The 18,273-nt window shown below is 42.7% G+C and carries 22 protein-coding genes; 1 reads left to right on the forward strand and 21 read right to left on the reverse strand.

The window, feature by feature from the left end; translation table 11 throughout:
- Positions 1-77 precede the first annotated feature (77 nt).
- The 21 genes from recN to H2672_RS06900 form a co-directional block, all read right to left on the reverse strand.
- On the reverse strand, positions 78-1,775 hold the full coding sequence (gene recN / locus H2672_RS06800; RefSeq protein ID WP_186670547.1) for a DNA repair protein RecN: 1,698 nt from the start codon (positions 1,773-1,775) through the stop codon (positions 78-80).
- A 15-nt stretch (positions 1,776-1,790) separates the two neighbouring features.
- Positions 1,791-2,240, reverse strand: coding sequence for a transcriptional regulator AhrC/ArgR (gene ahrC / locus H2672_RS06805; protein ID WP_186670548.1), 450 nt, complete (start codon positions 2,238-2,240; stop codon positions 1,791-1,793).
- 91 nt (positions 2,241-2,331) lie between these two features.
- A complete protein-coding gene (locus tag H2672_RS06810) occupies positions 2,332-3,153 on the reverse strand; it encodes a TlyA family RNA methyltransferase (protein WP_186670549.1) in 822 nt (273 codons plus the stop codon).
- Positions 3,150-5,051 (reverse strand): 1-deoxy-D-xylulose-5-phosphate synthase, encoded by a 1,902-nt coding sequence (gene dxs, locus H2672_RS06815; RefSeq protein WP_186670652.1) that lies wholly within the window; start codon positions 5,049-5,051, stop codon positions 3,150-3,152. The genes H2672_RS06810 and dxs overlap by 4 nt, the downstream gene beginning before the upstream one ends.
- Before the next feature lie 96 nt (positions 5,052-5,147).
- Complete coding sequence (locus H2672_RS06820; protein WP_186670550.1) at positions 5,148-6,032, reverse strand: polyprenyl synthetase family protein; 885 nt, start codon at positions 6,030-6,032, stop codon at positions 5,148-5,150.
- Complete coding sequence (locus H2672_RS06825; RefSeq protein ID WP_186670551.1) at positions 6,025-6,267, reverse strand: exodeoxyribonuclease VII small subunit; 243 nt, start codon at positions 6,265-6,267, stop codon at positions 6,025-6,027. The genes H2672_RS06820 and H2672_RS06825 overlap by 8 nt, the downstream gene beginning before the upstream one ends.
- Positions 6,268-7,623, reverse strand: a complete 1,356-nt coding sequence (gene xseA, locus H2672_RS06830; protein WP_186670552.1) for an exodeoxyribonuclease VII large subunit — start codon at positions 7,621-7,623, stop codon at positions 6,268-6,270.
- Positions 7,624-7,695: 72 nt separating this feature from the next.
- Complete coding sequence (gene folD, locus H2672_RS06835; RefSeq protein WP_186670553.1) at positions 7,696-8,571, reverse strand: bifunctional methylenetetrahydrofolate dehydrogenase/methenyltetrahydrofolate cyclohydrolase FolD; 876 nt, start codon at positions 8,569-8,571, stop codon at positions 7,696-7,698.
- A 25-nt stretch (positions 8,572-8,596) separates the two neighbouring features.
- Positions 8,597-8,977: a transcription antitermination factor NusB gene (gene nusB / locus H2672_RS06840; RefSeq protein ID WP_186670554.1), complete on the reverse strand. Its 381-nt coding sequence runs from the start codon at positions 8,975-8,977 to the stop codon at positions 8,597-8,599.
- Between the two features lie 114 nt (positions 8,978-9,091).
- On the reverse strand, positions 9,092-9,493 hold the full coding sequence (locus H2672_RS06845; protein ID WP_186670555.1) for an Asp23/Gls24 family envelope stress response protein: 402 nt from the start codon (positions 9,491-9,493) through the stop codon (positions 9,092-9,094).
- 17 nt (positions 9,494-9,510) lie between these two features.
- A complete protein-coding gene (gene accC / locus H2672_RS06850; protein ID WP_186670556.1) occupies positions 9,511-10,857 on the reverse strand; it encodes an acetyl-CoA carboxylase biotin carboxylase subunit in 1,347 nt (448 codons plus the stop codon).
- Between the two features lie 13 nt (positions 10,858-10,870).
- A complete protein-coding gene (accB, locus tag H2672_RS06855) occupies positions 10,871-11,380 on the reverse strand; it encodes an acetyl-CoA carboxylase biotin carboxyl carrier protein (protein ID WP_186670557.1) in 510 nt (169 codons plus the stop codon).
- A gap of 146 nt (positions 11,381-11,526) precedes the next feature.
- On the reverse strand, positions 11,527-12,075 hold the full coding sequence (locus H2672_RS06860; protein WP_186670558.1) for a SpoIIIAH-like family protein: 549 nt from the start codon (positions 12,073-12,075) through the stop codon (positions 11,527-11,529).
- Positions 12,062-12,532, reverse strand: a complete 471-nt coding sequence (locus H2672_RS06865; protein ID WP_186670559.1) for a hypothetical protein — start codon at positions 12,530-12,532, stop codon at positions 12,062-12,064. Before H2672_RS06865 ends, H2672_RS06860 begins: the two co-directional genes overlap by 14 nt.
- Before the next feature lie 197 nt (positions 12,533-12,729).
- Positions 12,730-13,629, reverse strand: a complete 900-nt coding sequence (locus tag H2672_RS06870) for a stage III sporulation protein AE (RefSeq protein WP_186670560.1) — start codon at positions 13,627-13,629, stop codon at positions 12,730-12,732.
- Positions 13,630-13,644: 15 nt separating this feature from the next.
- On the reverse strand, positions 13,645-14,043 hold the full coding sequence (locus H2672_RS06875; RefSeq protein ID WP_186670561.1) for a hypothetical protein: 399 nt from the start codon (positions 14,041-14,043) through the stop codon (positions 13,645-13,647).
- Positions 14,022-14,231, reverse strand: a complete 210-nt coding sequence (locus tag H2672_RS06880; protein ID WP_067209912.1) for a SpoIIIAC/SpoIIIAD family protein — start codon at positions 14,229-14,231, stop codon at positions 14,022-14,024. The genes H2672_RS06875 and H2672_RS06880 overlap by 22 nt, the downstream gene beginning before the upstream one ends.
- Positions 14,232-14,588: 357 nt before the next feature.
- Positions 14,589-15,146, reverse strand: a complete 558-nt coding sequence (efp, locus tag H2672_RS06885) for an elongation factor P (protein ID WP_186670562.1) — start codon at positions 15,144-15,146, stop codon at positions 14,589-14,591.
- 25 nt (positions 15,147-15,171) lie between these two features.
- Positions 15,172-16,230, reverse strand: a complete 1,059-nt coding sequence (locus H2672_RS06890; RefSeq protein WP_186670563.1) for a M24 family metallopeptidase — start codon at positions 16,228-16,230, stop codon at positions 15,172-15,174.
- A 4-nt stretch (positions 16,231-16,234) separates the two neighbouring features.
- Positions 16,235-16,675 carry a type II 3-dehydroquinate dehydratase gene (aroQ, locus tag H2672_RS06895; protein WP_186670564.1) on the reverse strand — a complete coding sequence of 147 codons (441 nt, stop codon included), beginning with the start codon at positions 16,673-16,675 and terminating at the stop codon, positions 16,235-16,237.
- Between the two features lie 62 nt (positions 16,676-16,737).
- Positions 16,738-17,166, reverse strand: a complete 429-nt coding sequence (locus H2672_RS06900) for a hypothetical protein (protein WP_186670565.1) — start codon at positions 17,164-17,166, stop codon at positions 16,738-16,740.
- Positions 17,167-17,295: 129 nt separating this feature from the next.
- Here H2672_RS06900 and H2672_RS06905 point away from each other — a divergent pair, with 129 nt between their 5' ends.
- On the forward strand, positions 17,296-18,270 hold the full coding sequence (locus tag H2672_RS06905; protein ID WP_186670566.1) for a DUF1385 domain-containing protein: 975 nt from the start codon (positions 17,296-17,298) through the stop codon (positions 18,268-18,270).
- Positions 18,271-18,273: the final 3 nt, after the last annotated feature.

Here is an 18,273-nt window from a genome sequence, read left to right on the forward strand (position 1 = left end):
ATTATTTTCATTGCAATTAGTGACAATAAGAAAAAAAATAAAAAAAACGTGCATAATGTAGTATGCACGTGAAGTGATTATCTAAACGATTTCTTACGTTCTGCGGCCAATGTCAACAACTCTTCCGCATGCTTTAATGTTAAGGGCGTAGTTTCAGCTCCAGACAACATCCTAGACAATTCTTCAGTCCTATCTGATTCGATGACATCATGAATTTCCGTCATCGTCCTGTCACTTATTACATTTTTTTTAATGAGGTAATGGTGATCGGCCATTGCGGCAACTTGCGGTAAATGAGAAATACAAAGCACTTGGGAATCTGTTGCGATTATTGCTATTTTTTCCGCAATTGCTTGTGCAACCCTTCCGCTCACACCCGTATCCACTTCGTCAAAAATAAGTGAAGTAACACCTTGATGTTTAGAGAATATTGTCTTTATGGCTAACATTATGCGGGAAATTTCACCGCCCGAAGCTACTTTCACAAGTGGTTTCAACGGTTCCCCAACGTTCGTCGAGATCAAGAAGTTCACATCATCATATCCGTTTGAATCGAAAGTACCCGCTGCTTTTCGAGTAATATCCACTTTAAATGAGGCTTTACCCATATGAAGTTGCTCCAGCTGTTCCATAATTGCATCTTCTAATTGAATAGACGACTTTTGGCGAATAATTGATAACTCTTCTGCTTCGATTTCTAAGTCCTGAAGAAGTTGCGCAAGTTTTTCCTGCTCAGCAAAAAGACGTTCATCCCTGCTTACTAAGTTTTCAAGTTCCTCTGTGATTTTATCGCGATGCATAAGAATGTCTTCAATTGTTTTGCCATACTTCCTTTTCAGGGAAATGTGGAGGGCTAGGCGCTCTTCAACTACTTCGAGTCTTGCAGGATCAAACTCCATATCATCAAGGATACTCTTGAGCTCGTGTGCAGTATCTTGCAAGGTATAGAAACTCGTTGCAATCGTTTCAGCATGCAGCTTCAATGTTTTATCGACCGAAGCTGCATCCTCCATATCACTCATCGCGGAACCTACCCAGTCAAGCGCATGTGTATCCCCACTGATTGACACATATGCAGTATTCAATCGCTCAAATAATCGATTGAAGTTTTGAAGTTTTTGTTTTTCTGCTTCGAGTTGGTCCTCTTCACCAATGACAAGTGCGGCCGCATTTATTTCTTTCAGCTGGAATGAATACAAATCAATACGTTGTGCAACTTGCTGCTCATTATCATCTGCCTTTTCAAGCTTCCGTTTCAACTTTCGGTAACTCTCATACAGCTCGGAATAATTTTCAGTAGCATGTCCCAGTTTCTCACCCGCAAAATGATCGAGTAAATGAATATGACTTCTTTCATGCATTAATTCTTGGTTTTCATGTTGACCATGTATGTCAATCAACTGAGAACCAATTTCTCTCAAGATCGCAATTGTCACGAGCTTCCCATTGACACGGCAAACCGTTTTACCGTTCGAATTCAAATCGCGTCGCAAAATAACGACGCCATCCTGTGCATCAATGCCGAATTCAGCTAATTGAGCAATAATCGGATGCGCTTCTTCTTCAATAGTGAAAAGCCCTTCCAGTTCGGCTTTTGTTGCTCCATGACGGATAAATTCCTGTGATCCTCTTCCACCTGCCAGCAGTTGGACAGCATCGATAATAATCGATTTCCCTGCGCCTGTTTCTCCAGTTAATACGGTTAGGCCTTCGTCAAATGTTATTTCAAGGTGTTCAATGATTGCAAAGTTTTTTATGGAGATTTCACGTAACAATTGCTTTCACCTCTTTCAGAGCATCGCCAACAGTTTTTCTTTTACTACTACTGTCAGTGATTCATCGCGACAAATAATCAGACTCGTATCGTCGCCACAAATCGTTCCAAGAATTTCATCCCATCCGAGATGATCCATTAAAGAACCGACAGCTTGTGCATTTCCAGGAAGCGTTTTCAAAACAATAAAATGACCCGCTGCATCAATACTGACAAAAGCATCAGTCAGCATACGGTGAAGTTTTTGTTCTGTGTTGTACTTATGTACGGGTGGTAAGCTGTATTTATAACTACCATCAGACAAAGGGACCTTAATGAGATGCATTTCTTTTATATCACGTGAAACGGTTGCTTGCGTCACGTCTACACCTGCTTCTTTTAAGCTATCTACAAGTTGGTCTTGTGTTTCTATTTCAAAATTCGATATAATATCCCGAATCCGAATTTGCCTATGCCCTTTATTCAAACTAATCACTCCCATACCATAATAATATCTTACTTCATACTCTACCACCCATGATTTCATCCAACAAGAATAGCACGCAAATTAATGCGTGCTATTGCAGTTCCTTGTACGCTTCTTCGACAAGTTTGTCGAATGAAATATCGTCAAATAATGTCAAAGGATCGTCTTCAGAAGTCAGGTGGAATAGAAACTCAATATTCCCTTCCCCACCAGTGACGGGAGAATATGAAATCCCGCGAAGACTGAATCCTTCTTTTATGGATGCATCAGCGATTTTTCTTAAAACTTCAAGGTGAATGGACTTTTCCCTTACAACACCTTTTTTTCCCACCTTTCCTTTTCCAGCCTCAAATTGTGGCTTTACAAGGACCATGACATCGCCGCCGTCTGCAATAATGCGCTTTAACGCAGGCAGGATAAGCGTCAATGAGATGAAGGATACATCGATTGTTGCAAATTGCGGTATACCTTCGGTAAAAAGTTCTGGTGTCGCATGTCTAAAGTTTGTTCTTTCCATTACAGTTACACGTGGATCCTGACGTATTTTCCATGCCAGCTGATTGTACCCAACATCAAGCGCGTAGCAATGTGACGCGCCATTTTGAAGGGCACAATCTGTGAAACCACCCGTTGATGAACCGATATCCAGTACAATTTTGCCGTTAACGTCAGCATCAAACTGCTCAAGTGCTTTTTCAAGCTTCAGGCCACCCCGACTGACATATTTCAGTTTCGACCCTTTGACCACAAGCGGTGCATCTGCAAAAATTTTTTCACCTGGTTTATCTAGCCTTGTTTCAGCGGTAAAGATGATGCCCGCCATAATGGAGCGCTTTGCTTGTTCCCTTGTTTCAAAGAGACCACGCGCGACCAGGAGGACATCTACTCGCTCTTTCGGTATTCGATTTGTCATACTTGTTCCCTTTCCACTACTTGCATTTTAATAAATGATTCCATATTCTCAACTAGATGACCTGCAGTCATACCGATTTCTGCAAGCAGTTCATCAACATTTCCATGTTCAATGAAATGATCCGGAATGCCCATCCGTCTAATCGGAACGGCAGTCCGAAGTGTATCATGTGCATACTCAAGTACAGCACTGCCGAAACCGCCGGCGAGAACTGCCTCTTCAACTGTAATAATCGGCATTCCAGTTGCGAAAATCATGTCTAACATTGCAGTATCAAGTGGTTTGATGAATCTTGCATTGACAACTTTCACCTGAATCCCTTTAGTAAATAATAGGTTGGCAGCTTCTAGTGCCATCGGGATTGTCGTTCCGAACGTCAAAATTACACCATCATGACCTTCACGTAGCACTTCCCATGAACCGATTGGGATTGGACGTAATGTTTCATCCATAGGTACACCGAGTCCATTTCCTCTCGGATAACGCATCACTATTGGTCCTTCATCATACTCTATCGCCGTTTTCACCATATGCTGACCTTCATTTTCATCTTTCGGCATCATAATAACCATATTCGGCATATGTCTTAAGAAGGCAATATCGAAGACACCTTGATGCGTTTCACCGTCTGCCCCTACCAGGCCAGCACGGTCAATACCGATAAAGACATTTAAGTTTTGTCTGGAAACATCATGAAGCATCTGATCATAAGCCCGTTGCATAAATGTCGAATAGATTGCTAAGAACGGTTTCATCCCTTGCGTTGCAAGACCTGCTGCCATCGTCGTTGCATGCTGCTCAGCAATACCAACATCAAAGAAACGATCCGGGAATTCCGCTGCAAATGATTCCAGTTTCGAACCGACAGGCATTGCCGGCGTTATTGCGACGACGCGTCTATCTTCACGTGCAATTTTTTGAACAGTACCTGCTACAAGTCCACTCCATGATGGGGCTACAGAGGATGACTTGACAAAATCACCTGTCTCGATTTTATAAGGCCCCGTGCCATGCCAGGTACCGATTTTATCGTCCTCGGCAGGGCTATATCCCTTGCCTTTTTTCGTAATAACATGAAGTAAGACAGGCCCATCCATTTTTTTGGCGTATTGAATATTACGTTCAAGATCATTGAAATCATGCCCGTCAATAGGCCCAAGATAGGTGAAGCCCATTTCTTCGAAAAAGACGCCCGAAACGAGAAGATATTTCAAACTGTCTTTCACGCGCTCCGCAGCAGTAGCGAGTTTGCCACCAATAGCTGGGATTTTCTTCAAAATATATTCAAGTTCATCTTTTGCACTATTATATTTACCCGCAGTTCTTAGTTTTCCAAGGACTGCATGAAGTGCACCGACATTTGGAGCAATTGACATTTCATTGTCATTCAAAATAACAATCATGTTCGTCTTTGCATGACCGATATGATTAAGTGCCTCAAGTGCCATACCGCCTGTCAGCGCACCGTCTCCAATAACTGGTATTACATAGTTCGAATCACCCTTGATGTCCCGTGCAGCCGCCATTCCCATAGCCGCAGAAAGGGAGGTAGAACTGTGACCTGTTTCCCACACATCATGATCGCTTTCAATCATTTTAGGGAATCCACATAAGCCTTTGAATTGCCTAAGTGTATCGAAATCACCAGCACGACCTGTTAAAATTTTATGGACATATGCCTGGTGCCCGACATCCCAAATGATTTTATCATCAGGGCTATCAAAATGCCTATGCAAGGCGAGTGTCAATTCAACTACACCAAGATTAGGACCTATATGGCCACCTGTAACAGATAACTTCTCAATAAGGAATTTCCGAATTTCTTCTGCTAATTCAACCATCTGTTCCCTATCAAGTTTTTTAATAAAAGATGGATTCGTAATTTCTGTGAGTTCCATCATTATCACACACCTTCACATATTAATTGCCACGGATAATACTGAACTGCCTACATTATATCAATAAGGACGATCGGTACAACAATTTGGTTCGCTTTACGACTTTCGTTCTACAATATAATCTGCGAATAGTCCAAGGAGCGGACGCTCCGTTTCCAAAAACATAAGAGAATCTTTTGCGGATTGATGATGTTCTGCTAGACGTGCCGATGCACCTTCTAGACCAAGCAGTGATGGGTACGTTGACTTTTCACTTATCGCATCGCTTCCTACAGTCTTTCCAAGTTCTTCCGTCGTAGACGTGATATCTAGAATATCGTCCTGTATTTGAAATGCCAATCCAATATGATACGCAAAGTTTTCCAACTTCGCTGACTTTTCTTCATTTAAGCCTGCTAGGATTGCGCCGGCACCAATACAAAATGACAATAGAGCCCCAGTTTTATTTATATGTATCGTTTCAAGCTCCGGTAAAGACAACTTTTTCGTCTCGCCTTCAATATCAAGCATTTGTCCGCCGACCATCCCGGCCGCTCCGGAAGCATTCGCCAGTAAACGGATGATTCTCAGAGTGTCTTCTGCGGATGTCTCCGACAAATGAGTTAAACTTCCAAATGCCAGCGTCTGTAGTGCATCCCCTGCAAGTACAGCAACCCCTTCCCCATAAACAATATGGTTCGTCGGTTTTCCGCGCCTAAAATCATCATCATCCATACATGGTAAATCATCGTGAATGAGGGAGTACGTATGTAGCAATTCGGCAGCACAAGCTACTGTCAAGGCATCTTCTGATTCCACGCCAAGATCATCGATCGTGGCCAGGACGAGGAGTGGCCTGATCCTTTTACCGCCGGCATTGATTGAATAGACCATCGAGGATTTCAATGTTTCAGATACATTTGCGTCCCCAAGCAGGCTATTCAGTTTCGCATCGATAATAGGTAGTTTTTCTGTGATAAATCGTTGTAATTCATTATGCATTCGACTCGGAACCTTTTGTCGGATCAAACTCTGTTTTGTTTCCATCTTTGTCGATAATGGAAATGAGCTGTTTTTCAGCATCCTGTAATTTCCCGTGGCAATAAGCGGATAGTTCCATCCCTTTTTTGTAAAGTGTGATGGCATCCTCCAGTGGTACGTCGCCTGTTTCAAGCTTCTGGACGACTTCCTCTAAGTTAAGCATTGCTTCTTCAAAGCGGATTGGCTCTTTTCCCAATTAAATTTCCTCCCCTTCGTTCATTGTAATCGTTTGGACCGTTGCTTCTGCGGTTCCGTCTTGCAACCGTATTTGAATGTTTCCACCAACCTCTAGTGATTTTGCAGAATTGGCAACTTCGTTGTTCTGATAAACAATCGAATACCCACGTTCCATAATAGTCAGTGGGTTAAGTGCCTTCAGCATACGTACAGATGCATGGAAACGATCACTTTGGATGCGGACCTCTTGATGAACTCCCCGTGTTAGACGATCCGTCAGTGCCGCTACATTCCTGTGTCCTTCTTTGATTCGCTGTTCAGGCGAGAAAGTGGACAGCATGCTACTCAATCGTTGGTGCTGGGATAAACGGTATCCCGTAATATCTTGTCCACTTCGAAAGAGTCTACCTTCAAGTCCAATCAATCTTTCAGTGAATGGGCGATAAAGACGCTCTGGAAATTGAAGTGGGTAGGATGTTTGTAAGCTTGTTAGACGTTTGCGTTCATTTTTTATCTGATTGGAAAGGGATTTATAAATGGCACGTTTTCGGTCCAATAGCCTTTCAAACAACTCGTCGCGAGCCGGAACGGCCATTTCAGCAGCAGCAGTAGGCGTAGGCGCTCTTCTGTCCGAGACAAAATCGGCAATTGTCGTGTCGGTTTCATGCCCGACAGCACTAATAACCGGAATTCGGCATGAAAAGATTGCCCGTGCGACCGATTCTTCATTGAACGCCCACAGGTCTTCGATGGAACCTCCGCCACGTCCAACGATGAGCACATCGATGGAGCCATATGTATCTGCCTGTTCGATTGATTTAACGATGGAAGGTGCTGCTTGCGCTCCCTGTACAATCGCAGGAAATAAAATGATTTCTGCAAGTGGGTAACGCCTTTCAATTGTTGAACAAATATCTTGGATTGCGGCACCTGATTGCGCCGTAACTACACCAATTTTAGTTGGAAACGAAGGCAACGGTCTTTTCCAGCGAGCATCGAATAGACCTTCTTTCCCTAGACTTTCCTTCAATTGTTCAAATGCGAGATACAGCGCACCGATACCATCGGGTTGCATTGATTGGACATATAATTGATAGCTTCCGCTCGTTTCAAAAACGGTTACATCACCCGTAATCAGTACGTTCATGCCGTTTTCAGGCTTAAATTTGAGACTGGATGCGCTTGAACGGAACATAGCTGACTGGATCCTACTTTTTTCATCTTTTAAGGTGAAATAAATATGTCCGCTCGGATGACTTTTAACGTTCGACAGTTCGCCTTTGACAAACACATTGCGCAAATGGGGATCCGCATCGAACTTCCGTTTAATGTATTTTGTTAATGCTTGTACAGACAAGTGTGGGTTTCCGGCCAACAGTCCCGCCTCCCGATTCTTGACGTATAGAAACGCTGTCTTTTCTAAGAAAAACAGCGTCCGTCCAATTTTTTATAGTATTTGTGAACATTTTCCTTCTGCAGAAGCTTTTTCTGCACTATGAAGTGTATTTTTCAGTAACATCGTAATCGTCATTGGACCTACCCCACCTGGAACCGGTGTAATAGCTGAAGCTTTCGTTTTTGCCGATTCGAAATCAACGTCCCCGCATAATTTACCATTCTCATCGCGGTTCATGCCAACATCTATCACGACAGCGCCTTCTTTAATATGCTTATCTGTAATAAACTTCGTCTTGCCAATTGCGACAATTAGAATATCGGCCTGTTTTGTAAATGAGGCTAAATCCTCCGTTTTAGAGTGGCAGTATGTGACTGTAGCATCACGCTGCAACAGCAATTGGCCCATCGGTTTTCCGACAATGTTACTACGGCCAACGATAACAGCATGCTTACCGCTTATTTCAGTACCTGTCCGTTCTAGAAGTTTGATGATACCGTATGGTGTGCATGATAGGAATGCTTTTTGACCTATAATCATTTTCCCAACGTTTTCCGGATGGAATCCATCTACGTCTTTTGTCGGATCAATTGCACGGATGACAAGATTTTCGTCGATATGGTCAGGTAATGGAAGCTGAACCAGAATACCATGAATCGAATCATCATTATTCAACCGTGTAACATGATCGAGTAACTCTTTTTCGGATACCGTGACTGGAAGTTCAATCAGTTCAGATTTCATGCCTACTTCCGAACTTGATTTCTGCTTGTTCCTAACATATGTACGGGAAGCCTGATTCTCACCTACAAGGACGACTGCAAGCCCGGGTTGACAACCATGCTCTTTCAACGCAGTTACTCTTTCCTTGATTTCGTCTCTGATTTCTTGTCCAATTGCTTTTCCATCAATCAGTTTTCCAGTCATCCTGATACCCCCAAAATGGTTTTAATTATTTTTCTTCAAACTTCGATAGTACACCGTTCACAAAACGGCCTGATTTTTCATCGCCGAATGTTTTACATAGCTCGATTGCCTCATTCAAGACCACTCTGTGTGGTACTTCTTCATTGAACAGCAATTCATAAACTGCAATTCTCAAAACGGTCCGTTCAATTTTCGGAAGACGATCCAATGACCAGTGTTCCAGCTTTCCTGTGAGGACCTCATCTATTGCTTCCTTATTTTGCACAGTTCCCCGCACAAGCTGTTCATAGAAGCGGTTTGCTGGTTCTTCAACAATGTAGTTAATAGCTTCATCTACACTCAATTCTGTATTATCAAGTTGAAAAAGTGTTTGTACTGCTTTTTCACGTGCTTCTCTTCGCTTCATCTTCTTATTCTCCTCCACTACCGTATCTCTAGGGCATTATCATAGCATAAACAGGTTGCCGGATACAGTAAGACAAGTTGAAAAGCATCATCCGGCTGGACGATGCTTTTCAGATCATACCGTTTCCGCTCCAGCCTCAAACTGGATCCCTGTAATATGGACATTGACTTCTTTCGTTTCAAGGGAAGTCATGTGGAAAATTGCATGACGAACTTGCTTTTGGATATCCCCGGCAATAGCAGGTACAGAATAGCCATATTCGACAACGCAATAGACGTCAATCGTCAGGCCATCTTCAGACCATTCCGTTTTGACCCCTTTACCATAGTTCATTTTACCGAACTTTTCCGCAACTCCTGTGGCAAAGTTTCCTCTTGTATTCGCGACGCCTTTAACTTCCGTCGTTGCAATTCCGATAATCACTTCAAGAACTTCGGGAGCAAGCTGGACGCGTCCGAGCTCACCATCTCCCGCCGGAGCCATTCCGACGAATGTAGGAATTGTTTTGTCAGTCATTCCAAGTCCCCTCCCTTTCAGTTCATAATCGAATATTTTTCAAGAAATTTCGTATCGAAATCGCCTGATTTGAAGACTTCGTTGTCCATAAGTCTCAAGTGGAACGGGATGGTTGTTTCGACACCCTCGATGATAAATTCATCAAGCGCCCGTTTCATCCTAGCTACTGCTTCATCTCTTGTATCCGCATGTACAATGAGTTTCGCAACCATTGAATCGTAATAAGGTGGGATTGAATAGCCCGTATACATGGCCGAATCTACACGAACGCCAAAGCCGCCTGGAGGCATATACATGGTTACTTTCCCCGGTGAAGGCATAAAGTTTTTCGATGGATTTTCTGCGTTGATGCGACATTCGATTGACCAGCCATTGATTTTAATATCTTCTTGGCGATAAGCTAGTTTTTCACCCGACGCGATTTTCAGTTGCTGTTGTACCAAGTCAATACCTGTAATCATTTCTGTAATCGTGTGTTCTACTTGGATTCGCGTATTCATTTCCATGAAATAGAACTTTTGATTGATATGATCGAAAATGAATTCAACTGTTCCAGCGCCCTCATAATTGACGGCTTCTGCCGCTTTGACCGCCGCTTCGCCTACTGCCAATCTTAGTTCAGGTGTTAGGGCCGGTGATGGTCCTTCTTCAACAAGCTTTTGCATCCTGCGCTGAATCGAACAGTCACGTTCTCCGAGATGGATTGTATTACCATGTTTGTCAGCAAGTATTTGAACCTCGATATGGCGGAACACTTCAATAAACTTCTCAAGGTAAACGCCAGGATTGCCAAAGGCAGCAGCAGCCTCTTTTTGAGTGATTTTGATGCCATTGATTAACTCAGCAGCATCCCTCGCAACACGAATCCCTTTACCTCCACCGCCTGCTGTGGCTTTGATGATAACTGGAAAACCAATTTCTTCAGCGATTCGAAGACCATCTTGTTCATCAGCAACGATTCCAGTAGAACCTGGAACAATTGGCACGCCTGCTTCTCGCATTGTTTCACGTGCTACGTCTTTCGTACCCATCCGTGAAATATTGTCAGAAGTAGGTCCGATAAATTCGATATTGACCTCTTCACACAGTTCGGCAAAACTTGCATTTTCTGCCAGGAAACCATATCCCGGATGAATTCCGTCGCAACCAGTTAATTTTGCAACACTAATGATATTTGAAAAGTTTAGGTAGCTGTCTTTAGATAATTTTGGACCGACACAATATGCTTCATCTGCTAATTCGACGTGAAGAGCTTCCTGATCAGCTTCTGAATAAACCGCGACCGTTTTAATACCAAGTTCTTTACAAGCCCTGATGATACGTACGGCAATTTCACCACGGTTAGCTATTAAAACTTTTTTCATTTTTCATTCCTCCTTAATTAGCTCTTACAAGGAAGAGAGGCTGTCCGTATTCAACGAGCTGTCCGTCTTTCACGAGAATCTCGACGATTTCCCCTGAAACTTCCGCTTCAATTTCATTGAATAGCTTCATCGCTTCTACGATGCATACGATAGCTTCTGGCTTCACACTGTCACCTTTTTGTACATATGCTGGAATATCAGGGGAAGATGCTGAATAGAACGTTCCAACCATCGGTGATGTAATTTTGTGTAGCGATGGATCTTCCACTTGTACTTCAGCAACAGGCGCCACTGGTGTTACCTGTTGAGGTGCAACTACTTCTACTGTTCGCTGAACTTGCACAGCAGAAATCTCCTGCTGAACAGGTTGTTCTTGTTCGACAACTGTTGAAGGTACTGCAGCTTGTGCACCACTACCTTTTTTTAATACGAGTTTTGCACCATCTGATTCAAAAGTAAATTTTTCAATTGAAGATTGATCAATTAGTTTAATAATTTCACGGATTTCTTGAATTTTTAGCATGATCGATTCTCCTGACTTCATTATAATTAGGTTCTTTAACTATTTTAGCTGTTTTCGCCCCATATTGAAATAGATAATGATCATTTACATTAAAGTTTGCTGTAAAATAAAAAAAAGACCCTATTTAGGGCCTTCACTTTCCGTACTCATTCCGCGTCACCAGTGAAAGTAATATCCACTGCTTTTGCATCTTTCCAACTCGTCATGACGTAATGAGTAATTTCTTCCGCCATTTTTGCTGAATGGCCTTCCTGGGAAAGGACAGTAATTTTCACTTCTCCGTCTTCATTGTAGACAAATGCTTCAGGATATCCCATCGCTATAATTTGTAATTCCATCAGTGCCTCAGCTGATGCACGTTTATTCAGCTGACCTATCTCTTCGTACACTTCGTTTTTTTGTTCGGCTGTTAAATCAGACGATAATATTTTAGACAACAATTGCTCCCCTGTTTTGCTTCGTTCATCACGTACCGTCATCCGCATTTCTTCGAATACAACGGCCTCAGCGAAGACGGGTGCTGTTTTTTCTGCATCACCCGTTTTTTCGACCAGTTGTACAGCACTATCTGAGTCTTTAAAAATGTTGATTCCATCGAACGGCATTGGTGATTTTTCCTTGATGTAATAGATGGAGATAACTGCAACTAGGCTAAGCAATGTTAAAAACCATACTGTTCTTTTATTCGTTCTCATTAGTGTTCCCCCTATTATTCATTTTTGCGATGACAATTCGATGTTCGGGCAGCTGGAGGACGGTTGACAAGATCTTCGATAATTTGCTCTGAATTTTCAAGTCTTCCGCGCCTTCCGCAACGACAAGTACGCCTTGTAGCTCACTTCCCTTATTAGCCGATGCAGTGGACGTTGAAAAGTAATTGGATAACGGATTAGTGGACTCCCTATTTTCATAATGGAAATATAACGAGATTTCCCCAATCCCTTCAATTTTCATCAGCGCCTCTTGTAGTGCTGCAAATTCCCCGCTCTCCTCCCTCTTTCCCTTCTCCCCCCCGATGACACCAAGACTAGAATTGATGAAAATGATGACCAGGATAACAATCGTTCCGAGGAGGATCGTATGGGTTTTCCTTGTTGGTTTGTGCATATTATCACCATTTCCGCTCATTGTGCCGCTTGTACGACCTGTCATCAATGAATCATTTTATGCAGTTTCATAGAAGGCTATGACCAAAAATCTTGAAGAATGATTGAATCATCCAAATGCCCATCGCGAGTTTAATAATTGGCAGGAAATTTTCTTCTGTTTCATTTGGAAATAACAACATAATTGTTGAAGCAAAAAGGGTGATAAGCAGGACACCTGCTAAAAAGACTCCATTCCCCGCCTCATTTCATTGTAGTTATCAACTTCACAAGGATTATTGAAAAAAGCGCAGTATAGATAAACGCAAAAGCGATTAAAAAAGAAACCGCACATAACACAAATAATGTTCTTCCGATATCATCCAAAATCCCAGTGATATCTTCATTCGCAAATGGTTCGATAAGTGCTGCAGTCCATCTGTAGAAAAACGCGGTAAGCAGTGTTTTGAACGATGGAATGAGTGCAACAGTCCAAATTGCCGATATAAGCCAACCTCCTGCGAAAACACTCGCCCCCGACGAATAGCGGCCAATCGTCCCCATGCTTTCGGTCATAAATGAACCAATTAGAGGGACATTTTGACGTATTAACTCTTTAATAGGTTCGCTCGCTAGCCCAGTGAGCGCCCAAGACATCGTGCCTCCCACAGTTATAAAAATGGAATAAGCCGCAACAACGGCTGAAACCGTCCCCAGAAGGGTCGTCCGAATTAAATCCGCCATTTTTGTAAACGGTACGGCTGGAAGTATCCTAGATACAAGATCTAAGATTAGTGCAGCAGTTAAAAGTGGTATGAGTACTTTTTCCGTGAGTACAATTGCGCCATTTGCAAATAACAACATAGCCGGCTGAAAGTTCAACATACTGAATGCTCCACCCGCAGCAACCATGCTGGCGGTCAATATCGGATAAATAGAAATAAACATCATCGATATCGAGTTTGCAATATCACGGATGAGAGTCAGATGTTCAAATGCGGGTTGCAGCACGACCGTTACAACAATAAAAATCAAAATCATCCTCGTCCACTTTGCAAATGAAGGGAATAAAAAATCCACCAACAATGCCATGAACGTAGCAATAATAATGATGACAAAGCTTGACAATACGGTTCCGAGTATCGATTCTATAAAAGAAATCATGGATGCCCCGCCTGTTCATTTTGTAATGAGTTTTGAAAGAATTTCGATTAATGCGGACGTCTGCTGCATCCACAAAGTCAGTATGGAAATTTTTACAGCGAAATGAGCTACTGCGGCAAGCGAGCCGTATCCTGCCTCTTCGATATGTTTTGCAATGAGCTCAGAGACATAAAACAGAATGGCACTACCAATCAATAATTTTGCAAATGGATCCGGTAATGGTTCAAACAAGGCAACAAAATATTTCCCGAATGGAAAGACGATTGTAACGAGCAGGTGGAATAGAAAATAGAAAAAAATAGATGCATACAAAAGTGGCTGCAATTTAGGTACAGCAAATGAAATGAGGAGGAGAATAAGGAAAACTACAATTAATTGAATTAATGTTAACATCAGACTGACATCGACAGCCACTGGAAAAACTCCGTGATTTCAGTGAAGAAAATCTTCAGGAAGCGGAGCATTTCAGCAGTGATATAAATATAGGCGATGAAAAAAAGAAAAAAGGAAAACTCTTTCCTACCTGTCTGCTCGAAAAAGATATGCAGAAAACCGATGACTAATCCGATACCGGCAACGCGTAGCAAATCATTTAGTTCCATCCGGTATTCCCCCCATTGCACTATCCTATGTGCAAGGGGCAGCTCATATGCAAAAAACACCCTGCATTCCGATTGGGAACGCAAGGTGTTTTTGGATTTTGTCTAGGCTACACCGGCCAGACGCACGGATCATAAGTCAGTACAGCAAGGAATGATTGAACTACATCCTTCCCGGGTAAAGAACACCGCTTGGGCCTGCATGATGCAGATCATGCAGTCTTTGCGACACGATGTCGCGAACTTAGACTGCCTTCCTTTATCTGACTTATGCCTGTCGCGTCTAAGCGGCCGTAGAAGCTTAGGCCAGGTCATTCAGTTGTTGCCACAGGACGTGGCGTACTTAAACTGCGTTCCTCTTTATGCGCGAGAAACGTATTCAGATTCCACTGTGTTGATGATAAGTTTATCGCCAATGTTGATGAAGAATGGCACTTGTACAACAACGCCAGTTTCCATTTTAGCTGGCTTAGAACCACCGCTCGCTGTATCGCCTTTAATACCCGGCTCCGTTTCTGCAACTTCAAGAACGACTGTTACAGGCAGTTCAACGCCAAGTACTTCTTCTTTAAACATGATAACGTGAACTTCCATATTTTCTTTTAGGAACTTCAATTCGTCTTCAATCTGCTTCTCTGGAAGTTCAATCTGTTCGTACGATTCGTTATCCATAAAGACATGATCGTCTCCATTTGCATACAAATATTGCATGCGACGGTTATCAATTTGTGCTTTCGCCACTTTTTCTCCAGCGCGGAACGTTTTTTCATTGACGTTGCCTGAACGTAGGTTACGCAGTTTCGAGCGAACGAACGCCGCGCCTTTACCTGGTTTAACGTGTTGGAAATCCATTACGCGCCAAATATCCCCGTCAAATTCAATTGTTAATCCTGTTTTAAAGTCGTTTACTGAAATCAAGATGATTCCTCCAATTAATAGTAGATTATAAGATAAGTAGTTCTTTTGTAGAATGTGTCAAACGCTCATTACCGTTTTGCGTCATAATGATGTCATCTTCGATTCGGACGCCGCCAATTCCAGGCAGATAGATACCTGGCTCAACTGTCACAACCATATTCGGCTCAAGTACCGTCGCAGAACGGAAAGATAATCCCGGTCCTTCATGCACTTCAAGACCTATGCCGTGTCCCGTTGAATGACCAAATGCTTCACCGTAGCCTTTAGACTTGATGTAGTCGCGTGCAATTGCATCGGCTTCTATTCCAGTCATACCCGGTTTGATCTCTTTTAAAGCAAGTTCTTGTGCTGCAAGAGTCACTGCGTAAATTTCTTTCAGTTTGTCAGAAGGTTCACCGACAGCGACCGTACGCGTGATATCTGAAATATAGCCTTCATACAATGCGCCGAAGTCGAGCGTGACAAAATCTCCCGACTCGATGACTTTGTCAGTTGCAACTCCGTGCGGAAGTGCACCGCGTAAGCCGGACGCCACGATAATTGAAAATGAAGATGACGTTGCCCCTTGTTTACGCATCGCAAACTCCAGTTCATTCGACACTTCGAGTTCCGTCATGCCCGGTTTGATGAATGTACAAATATGCGTGAATGCATCATCTGCAATTTTAGCCGCTTTTTTCAAAATAGCTAACTCATCTTCCATTTTTACCATACGCAGTTTTTCAACGAGGCCCGAAACAGGTTTAAGCTCCGCTTCGACCTTTCCATTATATAGTTCGTAAAGACCGAATGACAGATCATCTTTTTCGAAACCGATTGTCCGAAGCTTCATTTTTTCCGCTTGCTCGGCCACTTCTTCGATGATGGTTGCCGTATGCTGAACGATCCGGAAGCCATTGATTTCTCTTTCAGCCTGTTCAGTATAACGGAAATCTGTAATGAACACTGCGTCGTCAGACGAGATAAGGGCAAGCCCTGCTGTCCCCGTGAAGCCAGTCATATAACGACGGTTGTACGAGTTCGTAACGAGTAGTGCGTCAATGCCATGTTCTGTTAACAGTTCACGTAGCTTTGTCAATTTCACAGTTTCATACCCCTTTTCCCCGGAGAAGGAAAGCGTGGAAGGCGAGTTCGTATCCGGTAGTGCCGAATCCAGCTAACTGGCCGATACAGACTGGCGCAATAACGGATGTTTCTCTGAACGGTTCACGGTTATGTATGTTCGAAATATGGATTTCGATGACAGGTACATTAACAGACGCGACAGCATCACGTAAAGCGATACTATAATGTGTAAACGCGCCTGGATTGAAGACAATGCCATCCAGGCCAACGTCATCTGCTTCATGGATTTTGTCGATTAAGGCACCTTCCCAATTAGATTGGAAGAATGATAGTTCAACACCATGTAACAACGCAATCTTGTCTAATTTACGTTCAACGTCTTCCAATGTTTCTGCACCATAAATACCCGGCTCTCTCTTTCCGAGCCGATTAAGATTGGGTCCGTTCAGAATTAGTAACTTCATCGCCACACCATTCCCCTCACCGTTGTCTATCCCATTTTATCATATCGTTCTTTTGTAGCAACTCATTTTACACTTTCATCCGAAAATTTCTTCATAAAAACTGCCGTTCCGGTAATAAACCTGAAAACCATAGCCATTAAAGCGAAATATGGGAGTGATATGGATTTCATTGCAGCAAAGGGTGTTTTCGGTGAGCCAATCGTCCATTCAACCGTAAAAACAACGATAATTCCGATAGTTAAGGCTGTAATAGATGGCGGAATTGACGTTGTGAATGAAACCGCAAAATAAACAATAGCGTATAACAATACCAGCGCCACAAAAAGCAAAGCCCATTTGATTGTGAAATGGGCGGACGGAAACAAATGCCACTTTTTTGCCCAGCCAACAGGCGACCAGTTTATGAAATTAAATAGCTGCAGAAATTTAAGCGCAATTGTCGTAAAAAATGCGCCTACTAGCGCGGTCCATAGTAATGTTTTATTAATCATGAAAATCCCTCCTTTACAAAGTGTCGGGAGGTTCAGAACATTTTAAACATCATTGTGGAGTGTAGGGCCGTTTTTTAGTATAATGAATTATAGGATTTGGTTGATATAAAAGAAAGCGTGGGTAAATGTATGGGAAAAGAACTACAACCTCCTGCTTACGGGGGTCAAGCACTTGTCGAAGGGGTAATGTTCGGCGGTAAAAATCATACTGTGGCGGCAATTAGACGGAAGGACGATACAATCGATTACTTCCATCTACCAAAAGAAAAGAATAGTGTCCGGATGAAACTGAAAAAAATCCCATTCGTTCGGGGTATAGTTGCATTAATCGAATCTGCTGGCGTCGGATCGCGGCATTTAACATTTTCGAGTGAGCGGTACGATGTCATGCCTGGTGAAGAAATTGAGAAAGAAGAAGAGACTTCAAAATTGGCGATGGTTCTTGGCGTCGCTGCGGTTGGAGTGTTATCTTTGCTTTTCGGGAAATTTGTTTTCACGCTTATCCCCGTTTTTCTTGCACAAGCATTGCAGTTCGTTGCTCCAGGGAAAACCGCTCAAATTTTACTTGAAAGTTTGTTCAAACTTATTTTGTTACTGACGTATGTCTCGCTCATTTCGATGACTCCCCTTATTAAACGAGTATTCCAATATCACGGGGCTGAGCATAAAGTAATCAACGCATATGAGAATAACTTACCGATGACAGTCGAAAATGTTCAAGCGCAATCGAGACTTCATTTCCGTTGCGGTAGTAGTTTTATGCTATTTACTGTGATTGTCGGGATGTTTGTCTACTTTCTCGTGCCGACCGACCCATTTTGGTTGCGCATTGTGAACCGCATTCTTCTTATTCCGGTTGTGCTTGGTATTTCTTTCGAGGTTTTACAATTAACAAACTCGCTTCGTAACGTTCCAGTACTGAAATATCTAGGCTATCCTGGATTGTGGCTCCAGTTATTGACGACAAAAGAACCGGATGACAAGCAAGTGGAAGTCGCAATTGCTTCATTCGAAAGGTTGCTTGAGATTGAAGAGCATGGCGCTGTAGCTATGGAAGTTGTAACGAAAAGTGATTCTGAAACAGAAACTGTTCCTGTAACTTAAGAA

Source organism: Sporosarcina sp. BP05 (assembly GCF_014282005.1).
Lineage (GTDB): Bacteria > Bacillota > Bacilli > Bacillales_A > Planococcaceae > Sporosarcina.